This window comes from Streptomyces sp. NPDC002513 (assembly GCF_053595355.1).
In genome coordinates this window covers 95,675-121,390 of sequence record NZ_JBSFXK010000008.1, presented here as the reverse complement: position 1 = coordinate 121,390, position 25,716 = coordinate 95,675, and the positions used below count along the sequence as shown (strand labels likewise).

The window sequence follows — 25,716 nt, the reverse complement described above, 5'->3', positions numbered from 1 at the left end:
CGCCGGGGTGTGGTTAATGTGTCGCCCACCCACCCACTCAGGAGGGAACGGCCCATGGCCCGCCAGGAACCATCCCGCACACCCGACCAGCCGACGGAGGACACCGCGCCCGCCGCGACCCTGGCGCGCATCCGTGCGGCGCTGCCGACCCTGGCCCCCTCGGAACGACGGGTGGCCGACGTCGTCCTGGCCGATCCGGCGCAGGCCGCGGAGCTGTCCATCAGCGCCCTCGGCCGGCGGGCCGACACCTCGGTGGCCACGGTGATGCGCTTCTGCCGGGCCATAGGCATAGCCAACTACCCCCAACTGCGCCTCGCGCTGGCTGCGGCCGCCGCCCGCGAGCACGCCCTCGGCGGCGAACGCCAGGTGCCGGGCACCGACATCAGCGCCACCGACACGCTGGGCGAGATCGTCAAGAAGATCATCTACAACGAGGTGCGCGCCCTGGAGGACTCCGGGGCCGGGCTGGACATCGAGGTGCTGGGCCGCGCGGTGGACGCGGTGGCAGGGGCCCGGCGGATCGACATCTTCGGCGTCGGCGCCAGCGCCTTCGTAGGCCAGGACCTGCACCAGAAACTGCACCGGATCGGCCACATGGCCTTCATCTGGACCGACCGGCATGCCGCCCTCACCGCCGCGGCCCTCCTCGGGCCCGGCGACGTCGCCCTGGCCATCTCCCACTCAGGGGAGACCGAGGACACCCTCGAGCCCCTCCAGGCCGCCGCCGAACGCGGCGCCACCACCATCGCCCTCACCAACGTCCCACGCTCCACCCTCGCGCAGAGCGCGGACCTCGTGCTGACGACATACGCCCGGGAGACTCCCTTCCGCTCCGGTGCGACCGTCAGCCGCATCGCACAACTCGCGCTCATCGACTGCCTGTTCGTCGGCGTGGCACGGCGTTCCTACGACGCCACGACCACGGCGCTCGAGAAGACCTACGGGGTCATCCAGCGCCGTAGGCGCCCGCAGCCGCTGCGCCGCACACCGTCCGGCGACTGACCGCCGGCCCTGTTTCTCCCTCCAGCACCACCTCAAGCACCACCTGTGAAAGGACGACCGCGCCGTGGACCTCAGCACACTGGGCACCGAGACCCGCAACGAGCGGACCGCCGAGCTGGACCGTATGCCGGTCTCCGAACTGCTCTCGGTCATGAACGCCGAGGACCAGACCGTCGCCCTCGCGGTACGCGACGCCCTGCCCGACATCGGGCCTGCCGTCGAGGCGATCACCGACTCGCTGCGGCGGGGCGGACGGCTGATCTACCTCGGAGCCGGCACCAGCGGCCGCATCGGCCTGCTCGACGCCGTCGAGTGCCCGCCCACCTTCGGCACCTCCCCCGAGCAGGTGGTGGGCCTGCTCTCCGGAGGCCCGGGCGCCTTCATCGTGGCGGTCGAAGGGGCCGAGGACCAACCCGAGAGGGCGGTCGCCGACCTCGACGAGATCGGCGTGAACGACAAGGACACGGTCGTCGGACTCGCCGCCAGCGGCCGTACCCCCTATGTCGTCGGCGGCCTGAAGCACGCCGCCGCCAAGGGTGCCGTCACCGTGTCGGTCGCCTGCAACCGCGACGCGGTCGTCAGCCGCTACGCCGACATCCCGATCGAGGTCCCCACCGGCCCCGAGGTCCTCACCGGGTCGACCCGGCTCAAGGGCGGCACCGCCGAGAAGATGGTCTGCAACATGCTCTCGACCGCCTCGATGGTGCGCCTGGGCAAGGTCTACGGAAACCTCATGGTCGATCTCCGGGCCAGCAACGACAAGCTCGTCGACCGCGCCCGCCGCATAGTCGTCCAGGCCACCGGCACCGACCCGGACACGGCCGCCGAGGCTCTCCGGGCGGCCGACGGCCACGCCAAGACCGCCATCGTCATGCTCCTCACCCACTCCACCGCTCAGGAGGCAGCCCAGGCCCTGGAGCGGGCCGCCGGCAACACCCGCGCCGCCGTCGCGGGTCTCTGACGCGGTACCCGCCGGTGAAGAGGCGGCGTCCGCAGGCATCGGGCGCTGCGATCCGACGCCGCTGAACGGGTGAACAGCCACCACGCGGCGCTGGGGCTCGCCGGCCCCTCGCCGTCCGCGTACCTCCTGCCCGCGAACCCTGCTCCCGCCCCGCCTCCGGCGTAGTAGCCGGGCGCGCGTCCGATTCTTCCCTCACTCTGTGAAGGAGGAGGGGGTGAGACGACGGAGGGAGTGGCGGGATGCAGATCGTTGTGGACCTCACGCTCTGCCAGGGCTATGCCCAGTGCGTGTTCCTGGCGCCAGAGGTGTTCCGCCTGCACGGGGAGGAGGCACTGCTGTACGCGCCCACGGTCCCCGACGATGAGCTGGAGCGCGTACGCCAGGCCGCCGCGGCGTGCCCCGTCCAGGCCATCCTCGTCGGTGAGGAGGTGAGCGCGGGTGACCGATGACCTGCGCACGGGCCGGATCGTCATCATCGGCGCGTCGCTCGCCGGCCTGAGGGCCGCCGAGACGCTGCGCGAGGAGGGCTTCACCGGGTCGCTGACCGTGGTGGGGGACGAGCCCCACCCGCCCTACGACAGACCGCCGCTGTCCAAGCAGGTGCTGCTCGGCCAGGTCGCCGCGCACACCACCGGCCTGCCGATGCGCCGCGATCCGGACGCCGAGTGGCGGCTGGGAGTGCGGGCCACCGGTCTGGAGCCCATGGGCAAGCGGGTGCTGCTGGCCGACGGGGACGTGGTGCCGTTCGACCGGATGCTGATCGCCACCGGGACCCGGGCGCGCCCCTGGCCCAACCCGGAGGAGGCCGCCCTGGAAGGGGTGTTCACGCTGCGCACCCGCGACGACGCCGCAGGGCTGGCCGGGATGCTGGCCGCCGGGCCACGGCGGGTGCTGGTGATCGGCGCGGGCTTCACCGGCTCGGAGATCGCCTCGGCCTGCCGCGAACGGGGACTGGCGGTGACGGTCGCCGAACGCGGCCCCGGCCCTCTGGTGGGGGCGCTCGGCGGGACGCTGTCCAAGCTCGCCGCCGCGATGCATCGGGGCCACGGAGTGGACCTGCGGTGCGGGGTGACGGTCACCACGCTGCGCGGCGACGGCAACGGCCGGTTCGTCGGCGCGGACCTGTCCGACGGCAGCCGCGTCGAGGCGGACGTGTGCGTCGTGGCGTTGGGGGCGGTGCGCAACGTCGAGTGGCTGGCGGACTCCGGCCTCGCGGCGGGCCCGCGCGGGGTCGCCTGCGACGCGGGGTGCCGGGCCTTCAACATGTACGGGATCGTCACCGACGACGTCTTCGTGGCCGGTGACGTCTCCCGCTTCCCGCACCCCCTGTTCGAGTACCAGCTGCTCTCCCTGGAGCACTGGGGCAACGCGGTCGAGCAGGCCGAGGTGGCGGCCCACAACATGGTGAACCCGGGACCGCTGCGGCGTCCCCACCTCGCGGTGCCGGCGTTCTGGTCAAGCCAGTTCGGGCTCAACATCAAGTCGGTGGGCGTCCCCTCCTTCTCCGACCACGTGGTCATCGCGCAGGGCTCGCTGGAGGCGCGCCGTCTGGCGATGGTGTACGGCTACCGGGGCAGGGTCACCGCCGCGGTCACCGTCGACATGGCCAAGTCGCTCCCGTACTACCAGCACTTGATCGAGACCGCCGCTCCGTTCCCGCCCGCCCCCGGCGCGGCGGACCGTGCGCTCGCGGCCGACATCCCGCTTCCCTCCGATGTGCCGGATCCGAAGGGGCTCTCCCACGGCCCCACCGTCGCGCTCACCGGATACCTGCCGGACCGCCGGCTGACCGTGGTGCAGCCCTGAGGCCGACCCGTCCACCCGTCCCCGAGGAGCCACACCATGACCGCGGACACCCTGCTGGAACGGATCACCGACTACGCCAACCGCCCCGACCCCTACCCGCTGTACGCGGAACTCCGCGAGGCCGGGCGCGTGGTGCCGCAGACAGACGGCAGCTACCTGATCGGCACGTACCACGAGATCGCCGCTCTGCTCCACGATCCGCGGATCAGCGCCGATCCCCGAAGCCGTCCGGCCTCACCCGGCACTCTGGACGCGGAAGGGAGGAAGCCGCCCTTCCTGCGGCTCGACGACCCCGAGCACCACAGACTGCGCACCCTGGCCATGCGGCCGTTCGGCCCACCGCACAGCCCCGGCCGGGTCGACGCCACGCGTGGCGAGATCGCCCACATCACCAAGGATCTGCTGGAGGCGCTCCGGGGCCGCAAACGGATCGACATCGTCGACGACTTCGCCTATCCGCTGCCCGTCACGGTCATCTGCCGACTGCTCGGTGTGCCACGCCAGGACGAACCGCTGTTCCGGGAATGGTCCGACGTGATCGTCGCGGCTGCCGACGTCAGGCCCGAAGAGGACACCACCGAACGGGACCGGGCGGGCCAACAGGCGCGGGTCGAGATGGGACAGTACCTGGTGGACCTGGCCGAACAGCGCCGCGGCCGGCCGAGCGACGACATGCTGTCCGCCTTCATCAACGAACCCGACCCGGCCATGCGGCTCACCCACGAGGAACTCGCCGAAACCGCCGTCCTGCTGCTCATCGCCGGACACGAGACCACGGTCAACCTGATCACCAACGGGGTCCTCACCCTCCTACGCCACCCCGACCAGCTCGACCGGCTGCGCCGCGACCCCGACCTGCTGCCCAGCGCGGTGGAGGAACTGCTGCGCTACGAGCCTCCGGTCCACATGCGGGAACGCACCCCCCTCGCCGACGTCGACATCGCCGGCACCACCCTTCCCGCAGGCAGTTCCGTCGTGCTCGCGCTGGCCTCGGGCAACCGCGACCCCAGGCGGTTCCACGACCCCGATCGGTTCGACCCCGCCCGCCCGGACAACCAGCACCTGGGCTTCGGCAGCGGTATCCACCTCTGCTTCGGCGCACCGCTCGCCCGTATCGAAGCCCAGACCGCACTCGGCGCGCTGATCCCTTACCTCGGCACCGCGACCCTGGTCCAAGACCCGCCCCCCTACCGGCAGAACGCCATGCTCCGCGGCCCCCGCCACCTCCTCCTCGAGCCCCGGCAACCCGCCTGACCCGTTCGCCCACCCGGGGCAGGCGTGCCGCACACTCCGTGATCTGGCAGTGGACGGGCCTCTGCGTGCCGGCGGCCGTCGCCACCCAGCGACCAGACCACTCTCCGCTCAGCGGCAACCTCGGCTCCAGGAATCGCTGCCGGATACGCTGAGCCCTTCCTCACGGCAGTGTGGGGCCCGCGGGAATCGCCACCCGTGCAACCGGGTTGAAAGAGGATCAGTGGGCACCGGTGACAGGGACCGTGTCGGACGGGAAGGCCCCGTCAAGAAGGGTCGAGCCTGGTGTGGTGACCTGTCGTGGTGAAGGCTTCCGTGGCATCGACTCCGCAGACCCGCAACAGGTTGACCACGATACGATCCAGATCTTCGCCGACCTTGGTGACCTCGGGAATGCCGAGGCTGGCGAACTCGTCGCTCGGCCGATGCATGGTGAACACCGCATTGCCGTCAGCGTCGCTGTAGACCAGCATCCGCAAAGGCGCATACAGCAGTGCTCTCGGGTCATGACGAAACATGGTCTCGGCGATGACATGGTTGCCCGTCAGGTATTCAAGCGACCTGGTGGCGTGCCCTGCGAGGCTGAGGAGCCGGGTGCCGTTGATGCGGGCGTAGCGGATCAGGCCGTTGGGCGCGTTCACGGCGATTGCGGTGCGAACGTCGTCCCAGCCTCCCCCGGTTTCCGCAATGCGCTCCAGGGGGCTCGGATCGAATGCGGGTGCCGCTTTCTCGAATGCCGTCACAAAATCGTCATAGGCGATTCCCGTGGGGATTTCGACCCGAGTTACGGTGTGGCTGTGCTGACTGGCCATACGACTGCTCCCTGCTCCTGGGATCCGGGCCCACTTGTCACCCGCTGTCCGAGTGCCCGCGCGGCCATGAGACCGGACCGCCGCCGCAGCTTGTATGGCACCGTACTGGTCGTCCTTCACCGGCACCCCTGAGAACCGCACGGCACGCCGTGATGACCGCACGCAGCGGACGGACCAGCCCTCGGTGCGGGAAACGCCGGCCGGTCTTCCGTCGCCGGTGGTGCACCGCTGTGAACCATGGCTGTCAGAGCAGCGGGGCGCGGCGGAGTCGCTGGGGGGCGCGGGTAGGAGCCGATTCCCGCTCATGTCGCGCAGCGGCACGCTGATTCGGTCGAGCAGTGACATCACGGCGAACGTCTGCTTGGCGCCGATGGCCAGGTCCATGGCTCCACCGACCGCGGGAATGGCGTCTGGCTCTCCGGTGCTCCAGTTCGCCAGGTCGCCGTGAGCCGACACCTGGAACGCACCCAGCACGCAGAGATCGAGATGGCCGCCGCGCATCATGGCGAGAGCTCCGTTGTACCGGCCGAATGGCGTGCGCACCCCTCCCTGGAGGTAGGCGGTGGTCATGGCTTCCTTCCTCCTTTCCTTCCGTGCCCGCGGCATCGGTGCGGCGGGTGGTCCTGCGTCCGTCCAAGGTGTTGTCAGGTGAGGGGTGGGATGGCCCTGACGGCTGCCTCCTGCGCCTGCTCCCAGGCCAGCAGCGCCATCAGACGTTCGTCGCGCCAGCGCACCCGGTCGTCCCACTGGTCGAGCGGGAGCAGGGTCCGGCGCTCGGCTGCCGCACGTGCGACGAGTTCGGGCGTCCAGGGATCGAGCTGGCCGCGTTCGGCACCCATTCGTGCGTAGGCAGGGCCCATCTTCTGCGCGTGTGCGTCGATCCCGCCCCGTGTGTTGAGGTCGACGGCCTCGAAGGGACCGACGATCCCCCACCGGCGGCCCAGACCGAGGCGCACCACGGTGTCGATGTCCTCGACTCCGGCAACGCCGTCGCGTAGCAGGCAGTACGCCTCCCGCAGGAGGGCGCCCTGGAGCCGGTTGAACACGAAGCCCTCCACCTCGCGGCGGAGCAGTACCGGATGCAGGCCCGCGTCGGCGTAGGTCGCGCGGGCCCGCTGCACAGTCTCCGGACTCGTGGCCGGTGACGGCACGACTTCGATCACCGGGAGGAGATACGGCGGGTTGCCGGGATGCCCGACCAGTATCCGGTCGGCGGCGTCCAGGCCTTCTGCGAGGAGGCTCGCGCGGATTGCGGAACTGGAGCTCGCCAGGACGACGTCCGGGCCGGTCAGGCGGTCGAGCCGGGCGTAGAGCTCCTGCTTGACGTCAAGCCGTTCCGGGGCGCACTCCTGGACGAGCGTGGCGTCCTGCACGGTGGTCTCCAGCGTGGTCTCGAACGAGACCCGCGCGGCGATCACCTCCGGGCTTTCCGTCAGCAGGCCGAAGGAGCGCAGTCGATCCAGACGATCCTCGAGATCGCGTTCCGCTCGTGCCCGGGAGTCAGGGACGGGGTCCCAGCAACGGACCTCGGTGCCGGCCCGGGCGAAGACCAGCGCGAAGGCGACACCGATGGACCCGGTGCCGACGATGGCGATGGTCATGCCGGCACCGCCCCCGCGTCGAACTCCCGGAAGGAGCGGTCGTCGGCGTACCCGCGGCGCAGGATCTCCACGATGCTCTCGTGTGTGAGCTCGCGGGGGTTGTTCGCGGTCAGGCGCGTGGCGAGCAGGGCCTGGTCGGCGACGTAGTCGAAGTGCTCGGGCGTGAGGCCGAGGTCCTTGAGGTTGAGCGGGCAGCCCAGTGTTTCGAGGAGCTGGTCGACGCGTCCGATTCCGGCCCGAGCCTGTGCCTCGAGGCTGCCGGAGGTGTCGGCGGCGCCGAGGATCCGCCCGATCTCGGCGAACTCCTCCACTCGTGCCGGCAGGTTGTAGCGCATCACATACGGCAGCAGGGCTCCGACGCCGAGGCCGTGCGCAGTGTGCGTCAGGGCGCCGACCGGAGACTGGATCGCGTGCGCGCCCGCCGTGCCGGCCGTGTTGATCGCCATGCCCGCGTCGAACGCGGCGCGCATGGTGTCGGTGCGGGCGGCGAGGTCGGACGGGTTCGCCACGACGCGTGCGAAGGACAGGTTGACCAAGGCGAGGCCCTCGCGGCAGTAGTGATCCGTCAGGAGGTTCTTGCCGACGTACAGGTGGGCCTCGATCTCTTCGGATGAGGGGTTCTTGGCCCGGCTGGTGAACGCCTCCACCAGGTGGGTCAGCGCGTCGGCGCCGGTCGCGGTGGTGAGCCCGGCCGGGCAGGTGAGGGTGAGCTCGGGGTCGATGACCGCGGCGGCCGCCTCCAGGTAGGGGCTGGCGACGCCGATCTTCATGCCCTTGTCGCGGTCGTAGACCACTGCGGCGCAGGTGACCTCTGCGCCGGTGCCGCCGGTGGTCGGCACGGTGATGAGCGGGAAGCCGGGGCCGTCGACGTTGTTCTCGCCGTACAGGTCGCGGACGTCGCCGCCGCGCGCCAGCAGGATGGAGGCGACCTTGGCGAAGTCCATCACGCTGCCGCCGCCGATGCCGACCATCACGTCGAACCGGCGGCCGGCGTACAGCTCGACGATGTCGAGGAGGTTCTCCCGGGGAAGGTCCGGCTCGACCTTGGAGTAGACGCTGACGCCGACTCCGCGGCCCTCCATCGCCGCGACGATCGCGGTGAACACCGGGTCCGCGGACATCCGTTCATCGGTGCAGACGAGGGCGGTGTCGCCGCGCGCCGCCACGAGGGCGGGCAGGTGTTGGCGCTGTCCTGGCCCGAAGAGCACGGTCGAGGGCTGGCGGAGCAGTCCGAGCTGCAGGGTGTTGGCGGTGCGGCTCATGCGGAGATCGCCTCGTTCTCGTCGACGGTGATGGCCAGGTACTTGGGCTCGAGGAACTCGTAGATGCCGTCGTGGCCGCCCTCACGGCCCAGGCCGGAGGCCTTCGTCCCGCCGAAGGCCGCGGCAGGGTCGGCCATGATGCCGCGGTTGACCCCTACCATTCCGAAGTCGAGTTTCTCGGCGATCGCGACGGCGCGGTTGAGATCGCGGGTGAAGAGGTAGGCCGCCAGCCCGTAGTCGGTGTCGTTGGCGAACTCCAGCGCCTCCTTGACCGACGTGACGGTGTACAGCGCGGCGAGCGGGGCGAACAGTTCCTCGGTGCACAGCGCGCTGTCGCGGAAGTCGAGGCGCATGACGGTTGGCTGGTAGAAGAAGCCGGGGCCCGCGATCTCGGCGCCGCCGACGAGGATGGCGGCACCCTGTGACCGGAAGGCGGCGACCAGTTCGGTCACCCGGTCGCGCTGGCGCTCGCTGATGATGGGGCCCACGTCGACGCCGTCGTCGAAGCCGTTGCCGACGGTGAGCCGGCGCGTGCGGGCGACGAACTTCTCGGTGAACTCCTCGGCGATGGCCTCGTGGAGGATGATCCGGTTCGCCGCGACGCACGCCTGACCGGCGTTGCGGAACTTGCAGATGACGGCCTGCTCGACGGCCAGGTCGATGTCCGCGTCCTCGAGCACGAGAAACGGGCCGTCGCCGCCGAGTTCCATCGAGGCGTTGACGATGTTGCCCGCGGCCTTTTGGAGCAGGTGGCTGCCGACACCCGTGGAGCCGGTGAAGCTGATCTTGCGCAGGCGTGTGTCGTTCATCATCGCGTCGGAGATCGCCGCGGAAGTGTTCGTGTGGAGCAGGTTCACCACGCCTGCGGGGAAGCCGGCGTCGTGCAGGGTCTTCACGAACAGCGCTCCGGTGAGGGGCGTCTCCTGCGCGCTCTTCATCACCACGGTGCAGCCGGCCGCGAGGGCGGCGCCGGCCTTCCGGGCCGACATCAGCAAAGGGAAGTTCCACGGCGTGATCAGCAGGCACGGGCCCACCGGCTGATGGGTCGTGATGACGCGGTAGCCGCCGGGGGAGCCGTGAGCGTAGGTGCCGTGCAGGTGTGCGATCTGCTCGGCGTACCAGAGGAAGAAGCCGGCGGAGAGCGCGAACTCCGCCCGTGACTCGGCGAGCGGCTTGCCGCTCTCGGCCGTCATGACGACGGCGAAGTCCTCGGCGCGGTCGACCAGGAGGCGGTGCGCGGCGTGGAACAGGTCCGCGCGGGCTCGCGGCGCCCAGGCGGCCCAGGCGTCCTGGGCACGGACCGCGCTCTCCAGCGCCTCACGTGCATCGTCGGCGGTCGCGCCCGCGACCTCGGCGAGGGCGTTGCCATCCGCCGGGTCGAGGACGGTGAACGTCGCGCCGGCGTCACGGTAGGCCCCGTCGATGTAGAGGCCGACGGGCACCTTCCGCCCGTGGACCTCGGCGTACGTGAGGGGTTCCATTGAGGTCATGGGAACGTTCCTTTCGGGGGAGAGGAGAGGAGGCAGAGCGCGGACGGCGGGACCGATGAGCGGCCACCGTCCCTTACCGGTGCGGAGTGCACGGGGTGCCGTGGCCGCGATCCGGCTCGGCTGAGGGCGGGGGTGCCTTACCTGTTCGACGCGCCGGGTGGAGCCGGGGACGAGTCTTCGTGCCGCTCCTGACCCGTGACGGCGCCAGGCTCAGAAAGCCGCCGGCCGGCGCACCAGGTCCGCGCGGAACGACCTGTAGCCGTTCGACTCGGCCTGGCGGCAGTACTCCTGGTAGACCTGACCGCCGCCCATGTACACCTGGAACGCCCGCGGCTTGCCGGGCACGTTGTGGCCCAGGAACCAGGCACCGGCCTTCTCGCCCTCGGAGCACATCACTGTCGCCTCGCCGGCGCGGTTGGTCTCCTGGGCCCACCACTCCTCGGACTCGCGGGTCGCCTCGATCTGCTCGACCTGGTTCGCGCGGGCCCACACGAGGAGCCGCTGCAGCCACTGAGCGCCGAGCTGGATCGGGACCGGCAGGTTCGAGTACGGCGTCTGCGGACCCAGCGACATGAAGAAGTTCGGGAAGCCGTGGACCGAGATGCCCAGGTTGCTGCGCAGCCCTGCGTCGGCCCACTTGTCGCGCAGGATCAGGCCGTCCCGGCCGACGATGTCGATGGTGGTCAACGTGCCGGTCATGGCGTCGAAGCCGGTAGCGAAGATCAGGACGTCGAGCTCGTACTCGGTGTCACCGACCTTCACGCCTCGGGCGTTGATCTCGGAGATCGGCGTCGACTTCACATCGACCAGGTGCACGTTCTCACGGTTGAAGGTCTCGTAGTAGTTGTGCCCGGTCGGGACGCGCTTGCCGTTGAAGGAGTAATCCTTCGGGCACAGCAGCTCCGCAGTCACCGGGTCCTTGACGATCTCGCGGATCTTGGACCGGATGAACTCCGAGGCCAGCTCGCTGGCCTGGTGGTTGGTGGCCAGGTCGTTGAAGCACTCGTTGGCGAAGTGGAATCCGCCCGCCTGCCACTTGCTCTCGAAGACCTCCCGTCGCGCCTTCGGGCCCACCTCGAGCGCGCTGTGCTCGGCGGGGTCCATCGCCACGCCGAACGGATGGTTCGCCGCCTGCTCGAAGATCTCGTCGTAATGATCACGGACGTACTGCATCCACTCCGCCGAGACCTTCTCGTTGTCGGTCTCGACGACATAGTTGGGCGTGCGCTGGAAGACGTGGAGTTCCTCGGCCTGCGGCGCGATGACCGGGATCGCCTGGATGCCGGAGGCGCCCACACCGATGATGCCCACCCGCTTGCCGGAGAGGTCGACGCCCTCCCGCGGCCACTTGGCGGTGTGGTAAAGCTCGCCGGCGAACGACTCGATGCCGGGGATCGGCGGGTAGACGGGTTGTGACAGCACGCCCATGCCGCTGACGAGGTACCTGGCGGTGAGCGTCCGGCCGCCTTCCAGGTGCACCGACCAGCGATTGCTGTCCTCGTTCCAGACCGCCGAGCTCACGCGGGAGTTGAGCTGGATGTCCTTGCGCAGGTCCAGGCGGTCCGCGACGAAGTTGAGGTAGGCGAGAACCTCCTTGCCGTGCGGGTACCGCTCGGTCCAGGTCCACTCCTCACGCACCTCCTTGGAGAAGGAGAACGAGTAGTAATGGAACTCGCTGTCGGTGCGCACGCCCGGATAGTTGTTCACCCACCACGTACCGCCGACGCCGTCGGTCGCTTCGACGACGCGGGTGTCGAAGCCGGCTTCTCGGAGGTGGTGGAGCATGGCGAGTCCGGAGAAGCCGGCGCCGATGACGACCGCGTCGAAGTCGGTGCGGTCGGGGTGCTGCAGGGTCATGGTCGTGTCCTTCCGGGGTGCGGGATGCGGTGGATGTGAGGGCCGAGACCGTCAGCCGTTCCGGTCGGCGGCGTACCAGGCGGCCATGGCCGCGATCTCCTCGTCGGCCCGCGGGTGCCGGCCGGCCAGGAAGGGATACACGTGCTGCTGACCCACACCGACGGAGAAGGTCACGTCGACGCCGCACTTCTCGGCCAGGGCGTGCAGCCGGACACTGTCGTCGAACAGGGACTCGATGTCGCCCGCGCAGATGTAGAGCCGGGGGAAGCCGGTCAGATCCGCGTACAGCGGGTTGACGAACGGGTCCGTGGGCTCCGCGGCTCCCTCGAGGTAGCGGTCGATGTTGGCTTGGAGGCCCTCGCGGGTGATCAGGAAGTCGGTGTCGTCGTTGGTCTCGATGGTGCGGCCGGAGTTCTCCATGTCGAGCCACGGCGACATGGTGAGCACCTGGCGGGGGAGTTCCCGGTCGGCTGCCATCAGGCGCAGCACCATGGCGATCGCCAGATTGCCGCCCGCGCTGTCGCCCACCGGGGTGATGTCCTCGATCCGGTGGCCGCTTTCCAGCAGCGCGTCGATGATGCTGAGCCCGTCCTCGACTGCGGCCGGGTACGGGTGCTCCGGGGCCAGGCGGAAGTCGGCGACGAACGCCGTGACGCCGCAGGCCTTGGCAAGGTGGCCGGCCAGCTTGCGGTGGCTCGCGGAGGAGCCGAGCGCGAACCCGCCCCCGTGCATGACCAGCAGGACGCGGGAGCTGTCGGCACCCAGCGGCGTCACGAGGATGCCCGGGACGCCACCGATCTCGGTGTGCTGATAGGTCACGCCCTCCGGCTCGGCGGTGGCGCGCTGCCAGTCGTCGAACAGGATCCGCAGCAACGAGGTGGACATGTCGGGGTGGGTCGTCATCTCGACGGCCCACTGGGCGTAGATCTCGCCGAGGAGGTCCGCGGGCTCGGGCCGAGTCGTCATGTGTCGCATCTCCCTGAGCGGTGGAAGGGAAAAGGCTCCTGCTGGGCTCTGTGGATCACTGTGAACCGGCCCTCTCCGCGTGCAGAAGAGCCGTCGCAAAATGCGACAGTGCGGGTCTCACAGTGACCCAGATCATGCCTCCGGCCGGCCCCGACACTGCTGTCAGGTGAGGCGCCTGTCACACGGCGGCACCCGGGAAAGACGGACCGGATCCCATGCCTCTGCAACACGAACGGGCCCTGGCCGCGGCGGTCCGTCGGCCCGTCGCGGCCAGGACATCCCCACCCCACCCCATCTCGTCTCCGAGGAGAAGTCATGCCCCGTCTGCGGGGAAAGGTCGCCATCGTCACCGGCGCCGGCCGAGGTGTCGGGCAGTCGATCGCCGAGGTCTTCGCCCGTGAGGGCGCCACCGTCATCGCCACCAGCCGCGGCAAGGAGGGCGACTACGCCGACGCCCCCTCCGGCGTGGAGTACCACCGGCTCGATGTGTCGAACGCCGAGGCATGGGAGCGTGTCGTGACCGCCGTCGTGGACCGGCACGGTCGCGTGGACGTTCTCGCCGACAACGCCGGGATCATCACGTACGAGCCCGTCCACGAACTCACGGTCGAGGACTGGGAACTCGCCGTGGCGGTGAACCAGACCGGCACCCGGCTGGGCATGCGAGCGGTGATCCCGCGGATGCTCGCCCAGGGCGGGGGTTCCATCATCAACGTCTCGTCCATCTGGGGCTCGGCTGCGGTCGCCGGGCGCACGCCTATCACGCCGCCAAAGGCACCGTCCGCAACATGTCGAAGAACGCCGCCATCACACACGCGAAGGACGGTATCCGGGTCAACTCGCTGCATCCGGGCTTCATCGTCACGCCCCTCACCGACGCCCAGGACCCCGTGGTCAACGACTATGCCGTGAGCCAGGGAACAGAACGTCTCAAACGGTCAGGTGATAGGTCTTCATCTTGCGGTAGATGGTCGCTCTCGAAATGCCCAGGATCTCTGCCGCCTTGGCCCGGTTGCCGTCGGCCTCCTGCAACGCCTGGCGGATGGCGCGGACTTCGACCTGTTCGATGAGGGACAGCGCGCGGTCGTCGCTGCGCAGGGACTCGGGCAGGTCGTCCGGACCCACAGGACCCCGCTTGCCGGACGCGGCAAGCTGACCCACCAACAGGCGCAGCTCGGTGAGGTTGCCCGGCCAACGGTACGCCCGCAGCAGCGGCAGCGCGTCGGGATGGAGGACGAGCCCGGCACCGGGTGCCGCGACTCTGGCGAACGCGTTCCACAGGTCCGGTATGTCGCCTGCCCGTTCAGTGAGCGGCGGTACCCAGATGATGCGGCCGCCGCCGATACGCACCGCGAACTCCTCGGCTTCGTGGGCGTCGTCGATGGACAGCGTGATCACCGGGCTCGCCGTGGCGCCGCGTTTGAGTACCGACCGCAATCCGGCCACCGTTGCCCGGTCGAGGGTCTCGGCGCCCCGTACGCAGACAGCGTCTCCGGACGCGATCTTGCCCGCCACGTCCTGCAACCATTCACGAGCGCCGATCACGTGGCTCTCCGCGGAGTCCACGACGACACGACCGGCAGGCAGACGACCCGGGACATGAGGGACACCCAGCGCCACCGAGATTTTTCCCACCCCAGGAGCGCCCGCGAGGATCAGCGGCGACTGCTCCTCGCGTGCCTGGGCCACCTGACGCAACATGGCCAGCCACCCAGGAGCCCGGCCGACGAGACGCGCGACACCGTCGCTGCCGGGACGTGCCCGACCGGTACGGGTCGTGGCCGGTGCGGTGAGGATCACGGCGACGTGGTTGCCGGGCTCGGGCGAGGTCACTTCGAAGGTGAGGCTTTCGGTACGGATCCGGCGGGGTGTGCCCGACGTCGGACCGATTTCCTGGCAGACCTCCTGGATTTCCGCGATCTCCTGCCGGCTGAGTCGGCTCGCCAGCGCGTTCTGGATCACCACTCCCTGCGGTCCGATCGCGACCACGGGGCCCGTCCGGGAACTCGCCGTCTGCAGAAACGCCTCCAGGGCACGGCGCGACGCCGGCTGCTCGACGTCGAGTACGTGCTGCTGCAGTTGGGCGGTCGCCGTCTGCAGCAGTGGGCGCAGTAGCTCCACGCGGGGCGAGACCTCGCAGGACAAGGTGACGGAGCCCAGGATCTTCCCGGTGACCGGATGACGTACCGGGGCGCCGGTGCACACGGCTTTGTGGTAGAAGTCGGCGAAATGCTCCGCGCCCCGCACCTGCACCAGACGCCCGACGGCCAGCGCGGTCCCGACGCCGTTGGTGCCCACGGCTTCCTCGGAGAGGACCGCGCCACGCAGCGTCCCGACGCTGTCCAGGTGGCGCTCAGCGGCGGAATCGCTCGCCCAGCACTCCAAGATCCGCCCGCTGGCATCCGACAGCAGGAGGCCGAGTCCTGTCCCGTCCAGGGTGTCGGTGAACCGCTGCAACGGGGCGCGGAAGATCTCCAGCAGCTGTGAGTCCAGCAGTTCGTCAGCCACTCGGGGGACGTTCCGCACGTTTGACGGTACGCCGAGAGCGGCGTGGCTTCGCCGCCAGGAACTGATCAGTTCGGAGGAAGGCGCCGTCTCCGCTTCCGCTTCGGCCAACAAGGCCGCCTTGGCTGCCTCGATCCGGGCCGTCCGCTCACTGTCCAACGAGTCGACCTCCCTGTCCCGCCTGATACGGGCCGTTCGGAAGAACACTCGGCGGAAAGCCGGCGCGCAGACGAAACACGCCCGAAATGAAGATGACTGCAATCGGGCATACAGTCAAGCGTTCGGACGAATCCGGCGTTGTGGCCTCTCGGCCACACGGAAGGTGCGTCGGCCGGCGCGATCGCCTCATCCCTGGCGTCTCCGGCCTGCCTTTGGAGGCCGAACGGGTGGGGCTCGAATCGCCATCGCGGCTGGTCAAGCGGCATAGCTGTACTCGTGGATCAGGCCGCCGAGGCCGCGGGTGCGCAGGACTCCACGGCTGGCCGGTGTTCGAACCGGAGGCAGTGGTTCCTGGGGCCTTGGGAGGTAGTTGGTCGGGGCCGCAGTGGGGGCGGCGCACGTTGCCGGGCGATGGTGGCGGGGAGACGGGGGCGGCGCCGACCGCGGGGGTGGATGCCCTGGCGGCCACGAGTCCGGCGGTGATCACGGCGCGTCATCCGCAGCGGCCGGAGAACGGGCCGGAGAGGAGGAATCCGGCGGCGTAGGCCCGGCCGTGCCCGCGGGCTGCTGCAGTGGATCGTCTGCGCATACGTCCTCGGCCACGGAGGCTTCCTGCTGCTGGACACCGGCCCTCCGGGGCCGACACGGCGGGCCGAGGTTCGCCGCGGCCGGTTACCAGCGCTCCGGCGTGATACGAACGCTTACGGCCAAGGCGAAGCCCCCGGCGGCTCGCCACCGCGGGCCCAGAAGCGTACGCGCCGCGTACCGCACCGTCGCAGGCTGGACGTGTGACCACATCACCGACGGGAGGCTCCCCATGAAGTTCGCAGTGATCGGCGGTACCGGACTGATCGGGTCGCAGGTCGTGAAGAAGCTGAACGCGGCCGGACACGAGGCCGTACCGCACTCCATGTCCACAGGCGTCGACGTGATCACGGGCCAGGGCGTGGAGGAGGCGGTGGCCGGAGCCGACAGTGTCGTCAACGTGACGAATTCCCCGACCTTCGACGACGCCTCCCCGGAGTTCTTCCGGACCTCGATGGACAACCTCCTGGCCGCCGGCCGCGCAGCCGGGGTCGGCCATGTGGTCATCCTCTCGATCGTCGGCGCGGACCGTGTGCCCGACCTCGTCTACTACCGGGCCAAGGTCCTTCAGGAAGACATCCTCAAGGCCGGGCCGATCCCCTACTCGATCGTCCGCGCCACCCAGTTCATGGAGTTCATGGACGCGGTCCTGTCCTGGACCACCGAAGGCGACATCGTCCGCCTGCCCACCACCCCGCTTCAGCCGATTGCCGCCCAGGACGTCTCCGACACCATCGCCGAAGTCGCCGCCGGCACCCCGTTGAACGGCACCCTCAACATCGCCGGGCCCGACGTCTTCCCCCTGGACGACCTCGGCCGGATCACCCTGAACGCCCACCCTGACGGCCGCACCGTCGTCACCGACGACACCGCCGGCATGTTCGCCGCTGTCCACGGCGATGCTTTCACCGCCAAGGGCGACGCCCGTATCGCCCCCACCCACTACAGCGACTGGCTCTCCTGAACCGCCAACGCACCACTGGAGGTCCTCGCCATGTCGAGCAATGAGCCGGCGGCAGGCAGCGCTGAGAGCCCACCGCGCTCGGAAGCGTGGAAGACGGCGCTCACTGTGCTGCAGTCGGTGAAGCCGCCCTTCATTCCGGACGGGGCAGAGGCGATGACGGTCCTCATCGAGTTCCCTCCCGGCGACCCCGGCACCCCTCCGCACCGGCACGCGGGACCCGCTTTCGGCTACATGCTGGAAGGGGAGATGCTCTTCGAACTGGAAGGCGAGCCCGAGCGGGTGATCAAGGCCGGGGAAACGTTCTGGGAGCCGGGCGGCGGTGTCATCCACTACCAGGACGGAAACAACCGGACGGACTCCTGGAGCCGTTTCCTCGTCACCATGATGTGTGTGCCCGGTCAACCCATGCTCACCCTGGTCGACGACGAGGAACTGGCCCAGCGTCAACACCTGCGAGCCCCGCGTCCCGTGAAACCGCGTCGTCGAGGCGGACGCTGAGCTGGGTTCCCAGCTCCTGGAAGCCCAGCGCAAGTGCTACTCGCTTCGACGGATGCGGCCGTGCCCTCCATTGCGGAAGCAGCCCGGCGCCAAGTGCATGCGCCACCGCCGCAGATGCCGCAGCCCGCGCGAGTCCTCGGCCCCGATGCCCCGGCGCGACCAGCACACTCAGGTGAGCCACCGACCGCGGCCAAGCGTGATAGCCGGCCGCGGCAACCACGTCGTCACTCTCACGCAGGACGAACGCGGGAGAGGTGATGTCCTCCAAGCCGCTTTCGCCGGCGTCCTCTTCACCAGCACGGGCAAGGAGCGCGGCCAGCTCATCCTCGCCGCACACCGCCTCCTCGTCTCCGGCTACCGGCAGAGTTCCGCTATCCGGTTCTCGAAGTCGGGGAACTCCTCGCGGGCAAAACCGGCCAAGGTCACGGCCGGTCGTCTGCGCTCGGGGGCGAACTGTTCTGCTACCGCCGCGAGGTCGGCGTTCGGGCGGGAGACGATGCCCGCATCGTAGGGGTCCATCGCCTCCCTGGGGCCGACACCGTCGGCCAGGATCCACAGGAAGTCGGCCAGATCACGGGCGACGACTCCGGTCTCGCCCTCGGAGCCCAGGAAGACCACAGGCTGGTCTGCGAGTTCGCTGCCCGGGCGTACCAGCCAGAAGGCCGCATAGCCGCCGGCGCCGTCCATGCCGAACACCCGGAAGGCATCCCCGCTCACCTCCTTGTTGCCCGTCCACGCCTGGAACCAGTCGGTCGTCTCCTCGGCGGAGACAAAGGCGTCGAAGGGCTCGAAGTCGACCCCGTTGCCGTGGTCGTAGTCGAACGGGTGGGCCAGAGCAGCGGCGAGCGCGGCGGGGAAGCGGCGGTCATCATCGGTGGAGGTCATGCGCGCAGATTAGTCAGGGGGACTGACATCGCCCCCATCGGCGGCCGCCCCGCTCAGCGTGGTGTCTTCTGGCCCATGGGCACGGTGGCCGTCGTCAATACGGCCGCTGTCCGGCGGTGGACCGCAGCGCAGCACCGGCGGGTGCGCCGCCGGCCCCGTTCGAACGGGGCCGGTCCGCGACTGCCGGTTCGCTGAGGTGTTTAGAACAGGCCGTTGCCGTGCGGCAGTTCGGCCGGGATCGGGGAGATGACGTCCCAGTGCTCGACGATCCGGCCGTTGGCCACGCGGAACAGGTCGTAGTAGGCGACCGGGACCCCGAACTCGCCCTCGGACTGCAGAAGGACGAACTCGCCCTCGGCGATGACCCGGTGGACCTTCTTGTAGAGCAGGTTCTTGCCCTGTTCGGCCCACCGGGCCGCGGCGGCGCCGAATCCGTCGAGACCGTCGGCAGCCTCGGGGTTGTGCTGGTAGTAGGTCTCCGTGGAGATGTAGTCGGTCAGCACGGAGTAGTCGGCGCCGACGAGTACCTTCTCGGCGAACTCCGCGACCAGAGCACGGTTGGCCTCCGTGGTGCCGGGCTCGGTGACCTCGGAGGGACCGTCGGTCTGGGAGCGGCCCGAGGCGGTCTCCTTGACCTGCGGGGTCAGGGCGTCCCAGTGTTCGGCCAGCTTGCCCTCGGCGTCGACGCGGAAGATGTCGAAGCTGACGAGCGGGTCGGGGCCGAAGCCGTGATACGTGCCGTGCAGCGCGACCAGGTCGCCGTCGGTGATGACCCGGGCCCCCTCGTACCGGAAGTCGTCGCTGAGGCTGCCGACCAGCTGGCGCAGCGCCTCGGGGCCGTCGGCCGCGAGCGTGCTGTGCTGCTTGTAGTCGGCCGCGACCCAGCGGTCGACGGCGGAGGGGTCCTTGTCACCGAAGAGCTCGGTGGCGGCCTTGAGAACGATGTCCTTGGCGTTGCTCATGATGTCTGTTTCTTCCTTGGGTGCGGACCGGTGCCGGGAAGGGGATAAGCCGTGACGGCCCGGAGAGTGCTGGCGGGGAGACTGATCACCGCGGCTGTTCCGGTTCCGTTGTGCGGCCGGAGGCTGCGGGGTGGTACATGTCCAAACTAGGTCACCGGCGTTGATCGAACACGGTGAATCGGGGACGGTCTATGGTCAAAAAACGACAGGGGCTCGGAGAAGGTCGGACGGTGGCCGGGCCGACGTGCGCGGCCCCTCCCCGTCCATACCAGCCCCCGCAGCGCGGACAGAAGAGCCTGCTGCGCCGCCGCGGTCAGGCGGTCATGCGCAGCACGGGCTTGAGCACGCTTCCGGCGGCGGCGTCGGAAGCGGCCTCGTTGATCTGGTCGGGGGCGTAGACACGGATCATGCGCTCGAAGGGCAGACGCCCGGACCGGTGCAGGCCCACCAGGGCGGGGATGAAGGTCACCAGGTCGCTGTCGCCCTCGGTGACGCCCCGAATGACGCGGCCGTTGAGGAGGGAGTTGACGTCGAAGGTGCCGTCGGTGCCGACCGGCGGGGCCCCGACGACGGCGACGGTCCCGCTCACCGCGAGGGTGTCGATGGCCTGCCGCAGCACGGCGGGTACGCCGCTGCTCTCCAGGGCGTGGGTGACACCGTGTCCCGCGGTGAGTTCCCGCAAACGGGCCGGGACGTCCTCCTGCCGGGCGTTGATGACGTCGGTGGCGCCCAGTTGGCGGGCGAGGTCGAGGCGGGCGGGTACGACGTCGACGGCGATGACTCGGGCGGCGGAGGTCAGCGCGGCGGCCATGACGGCGGACAGACCCACCGCTCCCGCGCCGAAGACGGCCACGGTGTCCCCGGGGCCGGGGCGCAGTTCGTTGAGCACCGCCCCCGCACCGGTCTGGACGCCGCAGCCGATGGGGGAGAGCAGGGCCAGTTCGTCCTCGTCGGCCGCTTCGACCGGTACGACGCTTCGTTCATCGACGATGGCGTGCCGGGCGAAGGAGGACTGGCCGAAGAAGCGCCCGCCGAGTGGGGTGCCGTCGGCGGCGTGGATCGGAGTGCTGCCGTCGGGTCGGGTGCCGCCGAAATTGCGGTCGATGAAGGTGTCGCAGTAGCCGGGGTGGCCGTGCAGACAGGCGGTGCAGCGGCCGCAGGAGCTGAAGGACAGCAGTACGTTGTCGCCGACCGCGGCCCGCGTGACGTTCTCGCCGACGGCCTCCACGACGCCGGCCCCTTCATGGCCCAGGACGGCGGGCAGCGGGGTGTGCAGCTTGCCGTCCCGCACGCTGAGGTCGGTGTGGCAGATGCCGACGCCCACGATCCGAACCAGGACCTCGTCCGGGCGTGGCTCCTCCAGCCGGACGTCCTCCCAGACAAAGGTTCCCGTGCCGGGACGGGCTATGGCTGCTCGGGTCTCGATCATGATCGGATCCTTCTGCTCCTTCCGCTCGCTCTTTCGCGAGCCACGGCAGTACGGGTCAGCCGCGTGCGGCGCGGATGACGTCGGCGAGGAAAGTGGCCAGGCGGCCGGTGAGACGGGGCACGGCGTCGCTCACGCCGTCGAGCTGTCCGGCCGCGATGGCCGTGTAGGTGGACACCCAGGCGTCGAGCTGCCACTGCGGGGCGCCGTGGGAAGCGCGTGGTGCCGGCCGGAGCAGGGGCTCGCTCGGGGCTGCGGGTCGGCAGCCGCTGCGGCAGGCCCCGCTCGGCCAGGCGGCGGGTGACCCGCCCGCCGAGACGCCCTGCGGATCCCGTGACCGCGATCGCCGCGTCCGGCAATTCGGTCAGGTCGGGCATGGTGGGCGACGCTTCCTGTCGGGACGGTGCGGTGCCGGGCGGAGGCGGTGTCCGCGACGGCTGTCGTCACGGGGTGAGCGCGTCCAGGAGCTGGTCCGCACCGAACGGCACGGACAGGGCGCGGTCTTCGAGGTCGGCGGGAACCTCCGGGTGATGGGGGTTGACGCGCACCAGTCGCGCCCCGGGGGTGTGGCGTACGACGTTCTCCATCGGCCAGCGGATCACGCCCGGGGTGTTGAATCCGGCCCCGAACTCCAGGACCAGCAGGCCGTCTTCGCCTGACGCGTCACCGAGCCACCGCTCCAGTCGGCCACCGGCGGGCAGGTAGGCGCCGTCGACGAACTCCGGCCCCACCCGCACGTTGGGGAACATGGCCTCACCGCAGTGGGGGCAGGCGGGCAGGGCGGCCGGGTCGGGCACCCGCCCGGTGGCGGGATCGTAGGCGGCGAGGATCCGGTCGAGGAACGGCTTGCTGGCCCAGGTCTCCTGCCTGCACGGCACCGTGCACTGCAGACGCCCGTAGTCACCTTGGGGAGCGAAGATCCGGTCGGGGTCGAAGCCGTTGCGGGCGAACAGGGCGTCGACGTTGGACGTCATCACCCAGTGGTCACGGTCCCCGACGAGCGCGCGCAGATGCCGGTAGAGGGGGTTGGGTTGGGAACCGTAGCGGATGTCGTCGATATGGACGGCCCAGTAACCCCACATCATGTCGGCCGGCAGCGGCGCGCCCAGCAGGTAGCGAGAGCGCAGACCGAGCCGGTACAGCGCCGGGAACAGCTCCCTGAAGCGCTCCACATCGCCGTAGTCGTATCCGGCGGCCGCACTCAGCCCGGCCCCGGCCGCGATCAATATCCGGTCGGCCTCGCCGAGCCAGGAGCGCACGGTCTCCGCCGCGTCCGTGAGGCCGGCGGGCCGCCTTTCGTCGCGAACACTCATGTCTCCAAATCCCTTCGGCGTGTGCTCCCTTCGCGTCCGGATGCCGGATCGGGCGGGGCAGTGGGGTTGACGGTTGCGGGAACAGCAGGTGCGGGCGCAGAGCGCGCCCGAGGGGGAGGGGATCGCAGTCCGCCCGGGCGGTGGACGTCGTCGGCTGTGTGACACAGCAGCGTCGGCCGGCTCTCCCGGCCCAGTCGCCGTACGGCCCCGACGCCGGCCCGAGCCGGGCCCCGGAACGGGTGGCCGGTGTGGCCCAGGGGGCAGGCCGGCCTCGGTGTCCGGACTCAGTTCGGCGCGCGGGCGGCGGCGAAGCAGCGCAGCACCGGCGCGAAGGCGTGGCGCCGGGCGTCGAACCCGTCGAAGGCACACCTCGGCCCGAGCCGGTCGGCCGCGTCCATGCCCACCTCCTCGAGCCGCCTACGGGTCTTGCCGCTTTCCGCCGCTGAGGTGTTGCTCGGTGGCGGTCTCCCCTCAACGTACGAGGTGATGTCTCGTGGAACGGAATAGGATTGTGACTGGTCATGGTCAGAAACGGACAAACTGCGGCCCCGGTCGGGGGCTGCGGTCCCGGGGCGGGCGGGTGAGGAATTGCTGGGAGCCTTCATGCGCTGATGAAGCAAGAGAACATGGGGTGCCGGCGGTGTGCGAGCCGAGCAGCCCGAGTGACCGAGGCACGAGATATTGGAGGGGCCGACATGGCAGCGCAGACGCAGAGGGCCGTGCTGGCGGGCGGATGCTTCTGGGGGATGCAGGACCTGATCCGCCGGCTCCCGGGCGTAGTGGAGACCCGGGTCGGATACAGCGGAGGTGACGTGCCGAACGCGACGTACCGTAACCACGGCACCCACGCGGAGGCCGTTGAGATCCTCTTCGACCCCGAGAAGACCGATTATCGCGCGATCTTGGAGTTCTTCTTCCAGATCCACGACCCGAGCACCCAGAACCGCCAGGGCAACGACATCGGTCTCAGCTACCGCTCGGCGATCTACTACGCGGACGACGAGCAGAAGCGGGTCGCCGAGGACACCATCGCGGATGTGGACGCGTCCGGACTGTGGCCGGGCAAGGTCGTCACCGAGGTGGAGCCGGTCGGTCCCTTCTGGGAGGCCGAGCCCGAGCACCAGGACTACCTGCAGCGATACCCGAACGGCTACACCTGCCACTTCCCGCGCCCGGGATGGCGGCTGCCCGCCCGCGCGGAGGGCTGACGGCCGACGCGGCCCGGGGCGCGGCCGGCTGACCGGGGTTCCCCTCGGGTGTGTGCCGCAGGGGCCCCGGGCCCTCGCCCGCGAAGCCCACCAAGAGCGAGTTGACCCTCCCCCTACGTCAGGCTTGAGGCTGTGAGCCGACGAAAGGGCAGGTGGGTGAGTTACTCCGTGGGGCAGGTCTCGGCATTCGCCGGGGTGACGGTGCGAACGCTGCACCACTACGACAAGGCAGGGCTGCTCTCCCCCAGCGGCCGCAGCCACAGCGGCTATCGGCTCTACAGCGACGCCGACCTGGCCCGTCTCCAGCAGATCCTCTTCTACCGCGAGCTCGGCTTCACCCTCGATGAGATCGCCGCGATCCTCAAGGATCCACAGGCGAACGCGCTGAAGCACCTGCGGGACCGGCAGCGGCAGTTGAGTGAGGAGATCGCCCGGCTGCAGCGGCTGGGCGAGATGGCGGAACGGGCCATCGAGGTCCAGCAGACCGGGGTGTCCCTGACCCCTCAGGAACGCTTCGAGGTGTTCGGTGAGATCACCTTCGACCTGAGCTACGCCACCCAGGCAGAGCTGAAGTGGGAGCACTCGGAGGGGCAGCGCGAGGCGATGGCGCGCGCCGCCGCCCACACCAAGGAGGACTGGCGGCAGCTCATGGGGGAGGCCTCCGCCTGGCGCGCGGAACTGCTCGCGGCCTTCGACGAGGGGGAGCCGAGCGACGGCGAGCGGGCCATGGACCTCGCCGAGGAACACCGTCTGTACATCTCACGCTGGTTCACCCCCTGCCCACCCGACACGCACCAGCGCATCGCGGACGACTTCATCGCCGACCCACGCGCCTTCGCCCTGGTCGTACCGCCCTCACAGCAGCGTCCGGGCCTGGCCGCCTATACGCGCAAGGCGGTCCACGCCAACGCGGCCCGCCACGCATGCGGCCGTACCGACTCCGAGGAGCGCCGATGACGATCCTGATCGCCGCGGCCGGATCGCGCGGCGACATCGTGCCCTACACGGGCCTGGGCGCCGAACTGCGCCGGGCCGGGTACGACGTCGCCCTCGCCACCACGGACGCCTTCGCACCTCTCGTACGCGACGCCGGACTGGAATTCCGGGGACTCCCCGGCGACACACGGGCGCGCAGCGGCGTCACCGGGGGACGTGAACTGATGCGCACCGCAGCCGCGTTCCTCACCGAACTGGGCCAGGGGTTCGCCGACGTGATGGACGACGGCACGGATCTGCTCCTGCTGTCGACCACCACGGCCCCGCTCGGCTGGCATCTCGCCGAGGCCACGGGGATCCCGAGCCTCGGCGTGTACCTCCAGCCCACCGCCCCGACCGGGGAGTTCCCGCCCGTCATCACAGGCCGCCGCTCACTGGGCCGCCTCGCCAACCGCGCGACCGGACGCTTCGCTCTCCGCATGGCCGACCGCGTGTCCGAGCAGGCGGTCGTACAACTACGCCACCGCCTCCAACTGCCCCCGCTCTCGGCCTCCGCGATGCGTCGACGGCAGGAACAGGCGAACTGGCCCGTCCTGCACGGCTTCAGCACGGCACTGGTGCCACGCCCTTCCGACTGGCGTTCCGGCCTGAAGGTCGTGGGGAACTGGTGGCCCCACCTCGACGCGACCGAGCGGCTGCCCTCGGACCTGGAGGACTTCCTTCACGCCGGGCCCCGGCCCGTCCTCATCGGCTTCGGGAGCATGGCGTCCGGAGACGGCGAACGGCTGAGCGAGATCGCCGTACGAGCGCTGCGTCGCGTCGGGCTGCGCGGCATCCTCCAAGCCGGCAGTGCCGGGCTCGCGGCCGACGGCGACGACGTCCTCACCATCGGTGACGTACCGCACGCGCTGCTGTTCCCACGGCTCGCCGCGGTGGTCCACCACGCCGGGGCCGGCACCTCGGCCGCCGCGTTGCGCGCCGGAGTACCCGCGGTCACCGTACCCGTGACCGCGGACCAGCCGTTCTGGGCGGGACGACTTGCCGCCCTCGGCGCCGCCACCCACCCGGTCCCCTTCCGATCCCTCACCGCCGAACGGCTCGCCGACGCACTCGGCCAAGTCGTACGGCAGCAGACATACACACGAGCCGCCGCAGAAGCGGCTCGCCGCATGGCGACCGAGGACGGAGCGGGCCAGGCCCTCACCGCCATCCAGCAGCTGACCAGGGGGTGATACCGACAAACCGCGCCGTGGACCGCCGCGCCCCC

At 70.1% G+C, this 25,716-nt stretch carries 22 protein-coding genes and 2 pseudogenes; 11 read left to right on the top strand and 13 right to left on the bottom strand.

Going from position 1 to position 25,716, the window contains the following annotated elements:
• Nucleotides 1-54 precede the first annotated feature (54 nt).
• From ACWD5Q_RS08465 to ACWD5Q_RS08445, 5 genes are all read left to right on the top strand, one after another.
• Entirely contained in the window at nt 55-1,002 is a 948-nt protein-coding gene (locus ACWD5Q_RS08465) for a MurR/RpiR family transcriptional regulator (RefSeq protein ID WP_451426254.1), read from the top strand.
• Between the two features lie 64 nt (nt 1,003-1,066).
• Nucleotides 1,067-1,963, top strand: coding sequence for an N-acetylmuramic acid 6-phosphate etherase (gene murQ / locus ACWD5Q_RS08460; RefSeq protein ID WP_451426253.1), 897 nt, complete (start codon nt 1,067-1,069; stop codon nt 1,961-1,963).
• 239 nt (nt 1,964-2,202) lie between these two features.
• Nucleotides 2,203-2,412, top strand: a complete 210-nt coding sequence (locus ACWD5Q_RS08455; protein ID WP_451426252.1) for a ferredoxin — start codon at nt 2,203-2,205, stop codon at nt 2,410-2,412.
• Nucleotides 2,402-3,769: an NAD(P)/FAD-dependent oxidoreductase gene (locus ACWD5Q_RS08450; protein ID WP_451426251.1), complete on the top strand. Its 1,368-nt coding sequence runs from the start codon at nt 2,402-2,404 to the stop codon at nt 3,767-3,769. The genes ACWD5Q_RS08455 and ACWD5Q_RS08450 overlap by 11 nt, the downstream gene beginning before the upstream one ends.
• A gap of 36 nt (nt 3,770-3,805) precedes the next feature.
• Nucleotides 3,806-5,023 (top strand): cytochrome P450, encoded by a 1,218-nt coding sequence (locus ACWD5Q_RS08445; RefSeq protein ID WP_451426250.1) that lies wholly within the window; start codon nt 3,806-3,808, stop codon nt 5,021-5,023.
• 263 nt (nt 5,024-5,286) lie between these two features.
• Here the strand turns inward: ACWD5Q_RS08445 and ACWD5Q_RS08440 are convergent, their stop codons facing one another.
• From ACWD5Q_RS08440 to ACWD5Q_RS08410, 7 genes and pseudogenes are all read right to left on the bottom strand, one after another.
• Nucleotides 5,287-5,832, bottom strand: coding sequence for a DUF302 domain-containing protein (locus tag ACWD5Q_RS08440; protein ID WP_451426308.1), 546 nt, complete (start codon nt 5,830-5,832; stop codon nt 5,287-5,289).
• Nucleotides 5,833-6,147: 315 nt separating this feature from the next.
• Nucleotides 6,148-6,345: pseudogene (locus tag ACWD5Q_RS08435) on the bottom strand (CoA-transferase); the annotation flags it as partial.
• 131 nt (nt 6,346-6,476) lie between these two features.
• Complete coding sequence (locus ACWD5Q_RS08430) at nt 6,477-7,433, bottom strand: 3-hydroxyacyl-CoA dehydrogenase (RefSeq protein ID WP_451426249.1); 957 nt, start codon at nt 7,431-7,433, stop codon at nt 6,477-6,479.
• Nucleotides 7,430-8,695: an iron-containing alcohol dehydrogenase gene (locus ACWD5Q_RS08425; protein ID WP_451426248.1), complete on the bottom strand. Its 1,266-nt coding sequence runs from the start codon at nt 8,693-8,695 to the stop codon at nt 7,430-7,432. Before ACWD5Q_RS08425 ends, ACWD5Q_RS08430 begins: the two co-directional genes overlap by 4 nt.
• The gene (locus tag ACWD5Q_RS08420; RefSeq protein ID WP_451426247.1) at nt 8,692-10,185 is read right to left on the bottom strand and encodes an NAD-dependent succinate-semialdehyde dehydrogenase; all 1,494 of its coding nucleotides are present in this window, start codon (nt 10,183-10,185) and stop codon (nt 8,692-8,694) included. Before ACWD5Q_RS08420 ends, ACWD5Q_RS08425 begins: the two co-directional genes overlap by 4 nt.
• Nucleotides 10,186-10,395: 210 nt before the next feature.
• Nucleotides 10,396-12,042, bottom strand: coding sequence for a flavin-containing monooxygenase (locus ACWD5Q_RS08415; protein WP_451426246.1), 1,647 nt, complete (start codon nt 12,040-12,042; stop codon nt 10,396-10,398).
• 51 nt (nt 12,043-12,093) lie between these two features.
• Complete coding sequence (locus tag ACWD5Q_RS08410; protein WP_451426245.1) at nt 12,094-13,008, bottom strand: alpha/beta hydrolase; 915 nt, start codon at nt 13,006-13,008, stop codon at nt 12,094-12,096.
• 315 nt (nt 13,009-13,323) lie between these two features.
• Between ACWD5Q_RS08410 and ACWD5Q_RS08405 the strand changes: the two are divergent.
• A pseudogene (locus ACWD5Q_RS08405) lies at nt 13,324-13,829 on the top strand (SDR family NAD(P)-dependent oxidoreductase); the annotation flags it as partial.
• 109 nt (nt 13,830-13,938) lie between these two features.
• Here the strand turns inward: ACWD5Q_RS08405 and ACWD5Q_RS08400 are convergent.
• Nucleotides 13,939-15,516 (bottom strand): helix-turn-helix domain-containing protein, encoded by a 1,578-nt coding sequence (locus ACWD5Q_RS08400; protein WP_451426244.1) that lies wholly within the window; start codon nt 15,514-15,516, stop codon nt 13,939-13,941.
• Nucleotides 15,517-16,489: 973 nt separating this feature from the next.
• On the opposite strand from ACWD5Q_RS08400, the gene ACWD5Q_RS08395 reads away from it, so the two are divergent.
• On the top strand, nt 16,490-17,221 hold the full coding sequence (locus tag ACWD5Q_RS08395) for an SDR family oxidoreductase (protein WP_451426243.1): 732 nt from the start codon (nt 16,490-16,492) through the stop codon (nt 17,219-17,221).
• A 30-nt stretch (nt 17,222-17,251) separates the two neighbouring features.
• Complete coding sequence (locus ACWD5Q_RS08390) at nt 17,252-17,719, top strand: cupin domain-containing protein (protein ID WP_451426242.1); 468 nt, start codon at nt 17,252-17,254, stop codon at nt 17,717-17,719.
• On the opposite strand, the gene ACWD5Q_RS08385 is transcribed toward ACWD5Q_RS08390, so the two are convergent.
• The 5 genes from ACWD5Q_RS08385 to ACWD5Q_RS08365 all read right to left on the bottom strand — a co-directional run bounded on the left by ACWD5Q_RS08385 (nt 17,631) and on the right by ACWD5Q_RS08365 (nt 22,305).
• The gene (locus tag ACWD5Q_RS08385) at nt 17,631-18,056 is read right to left on the bottom strand and encodes a GNAT family N-acetyltransferase (RefSeq protein WP_451426241.1); all 426 of its coding nucleotides are present in this window, start codon (nt 18,054-18,056) and stop codon (nt 17,631-17,633) included. The two genes, ACWD5Q_RS08390 and ACWD5Q_RS08385, sit on opposite strands and share 89 nt — an antisense overlap.
• A gap of 17 nt (nt 18,057-18,073) precedes the next feature.
• Complete coding sequence (locus ACWD5Q_RS08380; protein WP_451426240.1) at nt 18,074-18,604, bottom strand: SMI1/KNR4 family protein; 531 nt, start codon at nt 18,602-18,604, stop codon at nt 18,074-18,076.
• A gap of 200 nt (nt 18,605-18,804) precedes the next feature.
• On the bottom strand, nt 18,805-19,566 hold the full coding sequence (locus ACWD5Q_RS08375; protein ID WP_451426239.1) for a nuclear transport factor 2 family protein: 762 nt from the start codon (nt 19,564-19,566) through the stop codon (nt 18,805-18,807).
• Between the two features lie 313 nt (nt 19,567-19,879).
• On the bottom strand, nt 19,880-20,995 hold the full coding sequence (locus ACWD5Q_RS08370; RefSeq protein ID WP_451426238.1) for an NAD(P)-dependent alcohol dehydrogenase: 1,116 nt from the start codon (nt 20,993-20,995) through the stop codon (nt 19,880-19,882).
• Between the two features lie 440 nt (nt 20,996-21,435).
• Complete coding sequence (locus ACWD5Q_RS08365) at nt 21,436-22,305, bottom strand: NAD-dependent protein deacetylase of SIR2 family (RefSeq protein ID WP_451426237.1); 870 nt, start codon at nt 22,303-22,305, stop codon at nt 21,436-21,438.
• A 695-nt stretch (nt 22,306-23,000) separates the two neighbouring features.
• Here ACWD5Q_RS08365 and msrA point away from each other — a divergent pair.
• The 3 genes from msrA (at nt 23,001) to ACWD5Q_RS08350 (ending at nt 25,681) form a co-directional block, all read left to right on the top strand.
• Nucleotides 23,001-23,513, top strand: coding sequence for a peptide-methionine (S)-S-oxide reductase MsrA (gene msrA / locus ACWD5Q_RS08360; protein WP_451426236.1), 513 nt, complete (start codon nt 23,001-23,003; stop codon nt 23,511-23,513).
• Nucleotides 23,514-23,669: 156 nt separating this feature from the next.
• Nucleotides 23,670-24,470 carry a MerR family transcriptional regulator gene (locus ACWD5Q_RS08355; protein ID WP_451426235.1) on the top strand — a complete coding sequence of 267 codons (801 nt, stop codon included), beginning with the start codon at nt 23,670-23,672 and terminating at the stop codon, nt 24,468-24,470.
• Complete coding sequence (locus tag ACWD5Q_RS08350; protein ID WP_451426234.1) at nt 24,467-25,681, top strand: glycosyltransferase; 1,215 nt, start codon at nt 24,467-24,469, stop codon at nt 25,679-25,681. Before ACWD5Q_RS08355 ends, ACWD5Q_RS08350 begins: the two co-directional genes overlap by 4 nt.
• Nucleotides 25,682-25,716 lie beyond the last annotated feature (35 nt).